An 8,531-nucleotide genomic window follows, 5' to 3' on the forward strand; every position below is an offset into this window, starting at 1 on the left:
GTATTTATTCCAAAGGATAGGTATCGAAAGCGAACAGTTCTGTTGACAAATAGCGTTCCCCCGTATCGGGCAGTAGGACAACAATCATTTTATCCGCAAATTCAGGGCGTTCGGCCAGCAACCGTGCCGCATATACCGCCGCACCGGATGAGATACCAGCCAGCAAGCCTTCCGTAGAAGCCAGCTCTCGTCCTCCACGAATGGCCTCGTCATCGGGCACCGGAATAATCTCGTCTACTACAGAAGCATCATAAATGGAAGGAATAAAATTGGCCCCAATCCCCTGGATGCGGTGCGGTGCGTCTTCGCCTCCTTCCAAAACCGGAGAGGAGGCCGGTTCTACAGCCACAACATAGACCTCCGGATTATGTTTCTTCAAGGCACGCGCCACTCCACAGACCGTACCGCCCGTGCCCACACCGGCAACAAAAACAGTAACTTTACCATCCGTGTCCGTCCAGATTTCTTCCCCCGTAGTATGTTCATGCGCCTTGGCATTGGAGGGACTCTCAAACTGCTGCAGAATAACCGCACCGGGTATCGCATCCCGCAGTTCTTTCGCTTTGGCAATGGAGCCGGCCATACCTGTCAGCCCGTCGGTCAGTACAATCTCCGCACCCAAGGCTTTCAACAGATTACGGCGTTCCACACTCATGGTCTCCGGCATGGTCAATATCAAATGGTATCCCTTGATGGTTGCCACCATCGCCAGTCCCACGCCGGTATTGCCACTGGTAGGTTCAATAATCGTGGCTCCGGGTTTCAAAGCCCCGCGTGCCTCGGCATCCTCAATCATGCAAATGCCACACGGTCCTTCACGCTTCCCGCCGGATTAAAAGATTCCAGTTTGGCCACAATATTTCTTTTCAATCCGTATTTACGGCTGTATTCAGCCAATTCCATCAAAGGAGTATGCCCAATCAACTCCGTCAGGTTCTTTGCAATTTTCGCCATAATCTCACTGTCTAATACATTCTTCCCGTACACACTTATTGTAACATGGATATGCTGACAAAGATATGGAAATTCCAAGAAATAAACCTCCGGAAAAGGAAAGATTATACTGCTATCTATCAAAGCTTAACACGAATAAAGAGGATGAAAGGATATGAAACGATTGAAGAAGGAAGGATGGGGAGGAAGAACCATATCTGACAATCAGCGACTTCCCACTGCAAAGATGGTGCATGCTTTTTGCAGTAATACTGCAAACGAGCTGCAGCGTTACTGCAAATAGGTTTGCAGTGGTACTGCAACTGCTTTGCAGCGCGACTGTAACAGCTTTGCAGTGACACTGCAAAAGGTTTGCAGAACTTTGCAGTGAGAAGTTACTGATGAACAGAACGGTAATGGGACACTGTTATCAAGACTTCTTAAGATAGTCTACAATCCACGCGCCCACTTCCTTGGTACCGTATTTGTCGCCACCTTCTACTTGAATCTCCGGTGTACGTACATTCGCATCGAGTGAAGCATCCACTGCCTTGCGAATCAACGCCCCCTCCTCTTTCAGGTCGAAGTATTCGAAAAGCATGGCTACAGACAAAATTTGCGCCAGCGGATTGGCTATATTCAAGCCTTTCGCCTGCGGCCAGGAACCATGGATAGGTTCGAATACCGGCGTGCTCTCTCCCGTAGAAGCAGAAGGCAGCAATCCCATAGAGCCACTGATGCAGGAACCCTCGTCCGTCAAAATATCACCAAACGTATTTTCCGTAACCATTACGTCAAAGAATTTCGGCTCTTGAATCATCTTCATGGCGGCGTTGTCCACAAACATATAGTCGGTTGTCACCTCGGGGTACTGCGGTGCCATCTCCTGGGCAATCTGTCTCCAAAGACGGGAAGAGGCAAGCACATTGGCTTTATCCACCACCGTAAGATGTTTGCTGCGTTTCATGGCATATTCAAATCCGACTTTCAGGATACGCTCAATCTCAGGACGGGTATACATGTTCGTATCATACGCCTTGTCATTGTCCTGGTATTTCTCACCGAAGTACATGCCACCGGTCAGTTCGCGGATGCAAAGGAAATCGGCACCATCCACCAGTTCCGCACGAAGGGGAGACTTATGGAGCAGACATTTGAAGGTCTGCACGGGACGGATGTTGGCAAACAGTCCCAGTTTCTTGCGCATAGCCAGCAAGCCCTGCTCGGGACGCACTTTGGCAGTAGGGTCATTGTCGAATTTCGGGTCACCTACGGCAGAGAACAATACAGCATCCGCATTTTTACAAGCCTCATAAGTGGCTTCGGGAAACGGGTCACCCACCTTGTCTATCGCGTCTGCACCGCAGATGGCATATTCATAGTTCACTTTATGTCCAAACTTCTCACACACGGCAGTCATCACATCCACGCCTACGGTAGAGATTTCGGGGCCGATACCGTCACCGGCCAACACTGCAATTTTAAAATCCATTGTTTTATTTATTATTTAAAAGTTCATCTATCTTCTTTTTGTTTGCAAGATTCTTGCGGCGATACCGGTCACCCCACACAAAACCTGCCGTCAATATAAGGGTATTGATGGCTGACATAAGATACTCGTCCGCATCCAACTCGCCGCTCCACCAACGCAGAAAGAGGTTGAAAGCAAAAAGCAAGCCTGCATACAACGCATAGCATACATAAGGACGCCTCTCAAAAAACGATTTCTTTTTCTCCATGAGATTCATTTTTTATGATTCGTATTCGTCTTCTATAATATTCAGCATCTTCACCGTCGCCTTGATGGCCGCTTCCGTCTGGTCTGCGTCCAATCCGCGTGTACGGAATATCGTATCTTCAAAACTCCAGGTAATAACCGTCTGCACAAAGGCATCGGTACGCCCACCGGGAGGAATGGTCACAGCATAGTTTGTCAGCATCGGGAACTTACGACCCAGTGTCACTTTATATATCTTGCGCAAAGCGCGCACAAAAGCATCATACTGGCCATCTCCACTGGAACTTTCCTCATATTCCTTTCCGTTGATTTCTATCTTCAACGTAGCCATCGGCTTCAATCCATACGCCAGATTCACAATATAGCTCTTAAGGCTGACGCGTTCTTCTGCCATTCCGTGCTTCAGTACGTCCGAAACAATATAGGGCAGGTCTTCTTGCGTCACCAGCTCTTTCTTGTCGCCCAGTTCAATGATGCGTTCGGTCACTTTGCGCATGGCATCTTCATCCAGTTGTAATCCCAAGTCCTCCAGATTCTTCCGGATATTGGCTTTACCGCTGTTCTTGCCCAGGGCATACTCTCGCTTGCGGCCAAAGCGTTCGGGCAGGAGGTCGTTGCAGTAGAGGTTACTTTTATTGTCACCGTCGGCATGGACGCCTGCCACTTGGGTAAATACATTCTCGCCAACAATCGGTTTATTGGCGGGAATGACGATGCCCGAGTAGGACTCCACCACACGGCTTACGTCGTTCAGGCGGCTTTCGTCAATGTTGGTAATGGCATTGAAGTGGTCTTTCAGGATAGCCTGCACACTGGCAAGCGGAGCGTTGCCGGCGCGTTCGCCCAGGCCGTTAATGGTAGTATGCAGTCCCTTGCAACCGCTAAGTACGGCGGCAAGCACATTGCTCACGGCAAGGTCATAGTCATTGTGGGCGTGGAAGTCGAAATGGGCATGCGGATAGCGTTTCACCATCTTGCGCATGAACTCGATGACCTGCAGCGGGTTCAGCACTCCCAAGGTATCGGGTAGCATATAGCGCCGTATATTCGTCCGGCTTAATGCATCCATCAGCAGGAACACATATTCCGGAGAATCTTTCATGCCGTTGCTCCAGTCTTCCAGATAGACATTCACTACCATATCCTGCTCATTGGCGTAATCCACTACGGACAGAATATCCTCGATATGCTCTTCGGGAGTCTTCTTCAACTGGTAGGTGCAATGCTTCAGCGAGCCTTTGCACAGCAGATTGATGACACGGCAACCGGTCGCATGTATCCAGTCCACCGATGTGTGGCCATCTACAAAGCCAAGCACTTCTACTCTTGGCAACAGATTACGGCGTGCCGCCCAGTCACAAATCATTTTTACGGCATCAAACTCTCCTTCGGATACCCGCGCAGAAGCCACCTCCACCCGGTCTACCTTCAATTCCTCCAGTAACAAACGGGCAATCATCAGCTTCTCATGGGGCACAAAGGAGACTCCGCTGGTCTGTTCACCGTCGCGGAGCGTAGTGTCCATGATTTCTATCTTCGGATGATTATGCTTCATTTTTATTCTCCCAAGCTTCTATCTTATCTTTATTCTCAACCAGAAAATCGATGTCATCCAAGCCATTCATCAGGCAATGCTTCTTGTAGGCATTGATTTCAAAATGTTCGCTCTTGCCCGTAGCCTTGTTGGTGATGGTCTGTTCGGGCAGATTCACTTCCACTTCCATCTTCGGATTGGCAGAGATGGAGTCGAACAACTCTTTCAGGAACGGCTCACTTACCACCACCGGAAGCACAAAGTTGTTCAGTTCATTGTTCTTGTGTATATCGGCAAAGAAGCTCGATACCACCACACGGAAACCGTAACCGGCAATGGCCCATGCAGCATGCTCACGGCTGGAACCGGAACCGAAGTTCTTTCCCGCCACCAGAATCTGTCCACCGTAAGTGGGATTGTTCAAAACAAAGTCCTTGTTCAGAGAACCGTCCGGATGATAACGCCAATCGCGGAATAAATTATCTCCGAAGAACTTTTCCTCACGGGTAGTAGCTTTCAGAAAACGTGCAGGGATTATCTGGTCTGTATCCACATTCTCTAATGGAAGAGGCACACAAGTACTGGTTAATCTATCAAATTTTGTCTTCATCTTTGTTTTTACGATTTACAATTTACGATTGAAAATACTCTTGGTTTACCTTTGTTGAACGATGTTTGATTTACGAAGTAATTTTAATCGTAAATCGCCCAATCGTACATCAAATCAGCGTTCTCGGGTCAGTAATTACTCCAGTCACTGCCGCTGCTGCAGCTACAAGCGGGCTGGCAAGCAGTGTTCGGGAACCCGGTCCCTGGCGTCCTTCAAAATTACGGTTACTGGTAGACACTGCATACTTTCCGGCAGGCACTTTATCGTCGTTCATTGCCAGGCAAGCGGAGCAACCCGGTTGGCGAATGGCAAAACCGGCCTCTTCCAAAATCTTGTCCAGTCCCTCTTCGCGAATCTGTGCATCTACCATCCAGGAGCCCGGAACCAGCCATGCCACTACACCCTCGGCTTTCCGACGGCCTTTCACTATGGAAGCAAATGCACGGAAATCCTCAATACGTCCATTGGTACAAGCACCCAAAAACACATAGTCAACCTTCTTACCCAGCAAAGGTTCTCCCGGTTGGAAACCCATATAGCTCATAGACTTCATGAAAGAGGTCCGGGCAGCTTCTCCCATGCCTTCGGTAGTAGGAATATGTTGTGTGATACCCATACCCATGCCCGGATTGGTACCGTATGTAATCATCGGTTCAATATCTTCGGCAGCAAAACGGACTTCCTTGTCGAACACTGCACCCTCATCACTCTTCAATGTTTTCCAATAGGCCAATGCCTTGTCCCATGCCTCACCCTTCGGAGCATATTCGCGTCCTTTGATGTACTCGAAAGTGGTCTCATCCGGAGCAACCATACCGCCGCGGGCACCCATCTCTATACTCAGATTGCACAAAGTCAGACGGCCTTCCATAGTCAGACTACGCACAGCTTCTCCGGCATATTCCACGAAATATCCCGTAGCGCCGCTGGTCGTCATCTTCGACATCATATACAATGCTACATCTTTTGCCGTCACTCCCTTGCCAAGTTTGCCGTCAACAGTGATGCGCATTGTCTTAGGACGGGTCTGAAGGATACATTGCGAGGCCATTACCATTTCCACCTCACTCGTACCGATACCGAAAGCCACTGCTCCCATCGCCCCGTGGGTGGAAGTATGCGAGTCACCGCAGACAATGGTCATGCCAGGCAGGGTCAGCCCGCGTTCCGGACCTACTACATGGATAATTCCGTTCTTCTTGTCCATCATGCCGAAATGGGCCAATCCAAACTCTTCCGCATTCTTGGCCAGTGTATCTACCTGAGTCTTTGAAACCGGGTCTTCAATCGGCTTGTCCTGGTCATGCGTCGGCGTGTTATGGTCGGGCATACAGAAAATCTTTTCCGGACGGAAACACTTGATTCCACGTTCGCGCAATCCCGAAAAGGCTTGCGGGCTGGTTACTTCATGACAATAAAGCCGGTCAATATAAAGCTGTGTGGGACCGTCTTCCACTTTCTGTACCACATGGGCATCCCAGATTTTATCAAATAATGTATTCATCTCTTTATGTACAATTTAGCTATTTACAATTTACGATTAAAATCACATCTTGAACTTATTGATACAGTCGATGTACGCTTCCACCGATGCCGCGATAATATCCGTATTGGCACCGAACCCATAATAAATACGATTATCGTATTCCACCTGCATATGTACCTTACCCATATCGTCGCTACCCTTGCTGATAGCCTGGATGGTGAATTCCTTCAATGTCATATGACGGTCAATAATCTTCTTCAAAGCCTTGATAGCAGCATCTACCGGACCGTTTCCACTGGCGGCGGCTTCAAACTTCTCGCCGGAGATGTTCAATCCCAGGCTGGCAACCGAACGAACCCCCACCCCACTGGTCACCTGAAGATATTCCAGTTTGATACGGTGGTTCTGCGTACGGTTTGCCCCTGCCAATACCAGAATATCATCATCGTTGATATCCTTCTTCTTATCGGCAAGTTTCAAGAACTCTTCATACACTTTGTCCAACTTCTCCTGATCCAGCTGTACTCCCAATACCGACAAACGATTCTTCAAGCTGCACGTCCGCTACGGGCTGTCAATACGATGGAATTATCATCAATACCCACATCATGCGGGTCAATGATTTCGTACGTCTGCACATTCTTCAACACACCGTCCTGGTGGATACCCGACGAATGGGCAAAAGCATTGCGACCTACAATAGCCTTGTTGGGCTGCACCGGCATGTTCATCAAGCTGGACACCATACGGCTGGTTGGATAAATCTTCTGTGTATTGATGTTGGTCTCGATTTCTATGTCCTTGTGACATTTGATAATCATCGCCACTTCCTCAAGAGAAGTATTTCCGGCACGTTCACCAATACCATTGATGGTTACCTCCACCTGGCGGGCACCATTCAGCACGCCAGCCATTGTATTGGCAGTAGCCATGCCCAAGTCATTGTGGCAATGAGTAGAAATAATGGCATTATGAATACCGTTGACATGTTCCATCAGATACCTTATCTTCGCGCCATACTCATCAGGCAAGCAATACCCCGTTGTATCGGGAATATTCACCACAGTAGCACCTGCCTTGATAACAGCTTCTACCACCCGTGCCAAATATTCATTATCCGTCCGGCCTGCATCTTCGGCATAGAACTCTACATCATCCACATACTTACGTGCATACTTTACGGCAGCCACTGCACGCTCTATTATTTCCTCGCGATTGGAATTGAATTTATATTTAATGTGCGAGTCAGATGTACCGATACCAGTATGGATACGTTTATGCTTGGCAAATTGCAAAGCCTCTGCCGCCACATCAATATCTTTCTGTACGGCACGTGTCAAGGCGCAAATGGTGGGCCATGTCACAGCTTTTGATATCTCAATGACCGAATTGAAATCTCCCGGACTTGAAATCGGAAATCCGGCTTCAATCACGTCCACCCCCAGGCTTCCAGTTGTCTGGCTACCTGAATCTTTTCCACTGTATTCAATTGGCATCCCGGAACCTGCTCGCCATCGCGGAGCGTTGTGTCGAAAATAAATAATTTGTCACTCATTGCTTTATTGTATTTAATTTATGTTCCATAAAAAAAGCCTTTCGCACTTGGAAGTGAGAAAGGCTTCATATATCATTGCATCTTACATATATATTCACGCACAGCACTCACTTCCACTAAACTTTGCCAGTAGAATAATAATACCACACAGTAGAATATATGTAAAGTTCTGAATCATCTTCTTTTTTGTTTTGACGTTGCAAAGGTAGATATTATTTCGTACCACACAAATAAATTCGTTACTTTTTTCCGATAAAAAATATCATTTTATAAGTTTGTATTCATTTATCGCTGAAATATATCACAAAAAAGGCGTACCTTGAGGTACGCCTTTTCCTTATTCATCAGTTCAATACAAGTTCTGAATTACTTTTTCTCACAAGGTTTGTCACACTTGGCACCATCACATGCAGCTTTAGGACACGCTGCTGAATCAGCAGCCTGGCAACATGCCTTTGCAGAGTCACATACTTGTTCTGTTTTTGCAGCACAGCAAGAATCTGCCTCAGTTGCATTAGAATCTGCAGCCTTTTTGTTGCCACAAGATGTCACTGCGAAAGAAAACGCTACCGCAACGGCAGCCAATAAAACTTTAGTCTTCATACTTTCAATTTGCTTTAAACGTTGATATAAAATTAGTTCGGCGCAAATATAAGAAAAGTTTATGAAACCGCC

Annotated in this window: 7 protein-coding genes and 2 pseudogenes; 1 reads left to right on the forward strand and 8 read right to left on the reverse strand. The window is 47.6% G+C overall.

Annotated elements, in window-relative coordinates; all coding sequences use genetic code 11:
* Nucleotides 1-4: 4 nt before the first annotated feature.
* A pseudogene (gene cysK, locus JCM16496_RS12270) lies at nt 5-954 on the reverse strand (cysteine synthase A).
* Nucleotides 955-1,108: 154 nt separating this feature from the next.
* On the opposite strand from cysK, the gene JCM16496_RS24635 reads away from it, so the two are divergent.
* A complete protein-coding gene (locus JCM16496_RS24635; protein WP_262482772.1) occupies nt 1,109-1,237 on the forward strand; it encodes a hypothetical protein in 129 nt (42 codons plus the stop codon).
* Between the two features lie 126 nt (nt 1,238-1,363).
* On the opposite strand, the gene leuB is transcribed toward JCM16496_RS24635, so the two are convergent.
* The 7 genes and pseudogenes from leuB to JCM16496_RS21870 form a co-directional block, all read right to left on the reverse strand.
* On the reverse strand, nt 1,364-2,425 hold the full coding sequence (gene leuB / locus JCM16496_RS12280; RefSeq protein WP_005835570.1) for a 3-isopropylmalate dehydrogenase: 1,062 nt from the start codon (nt 2,423-2,425) through the stop codon (nt 1,364-1,366).
* Between the two features lie 4 nt (nt 2,426-2,429).
* Complete coding sequence (locus JCM16496_RS12285) at nt 2,430-2,672, reverse strand: anthrone oxygenase family protein (protein ID WP_025834589.1); 243 nt, start codon at nt 2,670-2,672, stop codon at nt 2,430-2,432.
* Between the two features lie 12 nt (nt 2,673-2,684).
* Nucleotides 2,685-4,226, reverse strand: coding sequence for a hydroxymethylglutaryl-CoA lyase-like TIM-barrel protein (locus tag JCM16496_RS12290; RefSeq protein ID WP_025834591.1), 1,542 nt, complete (start codon nt 4,224-4,226; stop codon nt 2,685-2,687).
* Nucleotides 4,216-4,815, reverse strand: coding sequence for a 3-isopropylmalate dehydratase small subunit (gene leuD / locus JCM16496_RS12295; protein ID WP_025834595.1), 600 nt, complete (start codon nt 4,813-4,815; stop codon nt 4,216-4,218). Before leuD ends, JCM16496_RS12290 begins: the two co-directional genes overlap by 11 nt.
* Nucleotides 4,816-4,924: 109 nt before the next feature.
* The gene (gene leuC, locus JCM16496_RS12300) at nt 4,925-6,319 is read right to left on the reverse strand and encodes a 3-isopropylmalate dehydratase large subunit (protein WP_025834597.1); all 1,395 of its coding nucleotides are present in this window, start codon (nt 6,317-6,319) and stop codon (nt 4,925-4,927) included.
* Between the two features lie 42 nt (nt 6,320-6,361).
* Nucleotides 6,362-7,856, reverse strand: a pseudogene (locus JCM16496_RS12305) (2-isopropylmalate synthase).
* Between the two features lie 366 nt (nt 7,857-8,222).
* The gene (locus JCM16496_RS21870; protein ID WP_034523359.1) at nt 8,223-8,459 is read right to left on the reverse strand and encodes a hypothetical protein; all 237 of its coding nucleotides are present in this window, start codon (nt 8,457-8,459) and stop codon (nt 8,223-8,225) included.
* Between the last annotated feature and the right edge of the window lie 72 nt (nt 8,460-8,531).

This window comes from Bacteroides rodentium JCM 16496, from assembly GCF_000614125.1.
Taxonomy (GTDB): Bacteria; Bacteroidota; Bacteroidia; order Bacteroidales; family Bacteroidaceae; genus Bacteroides; species Bacteroides rodentium.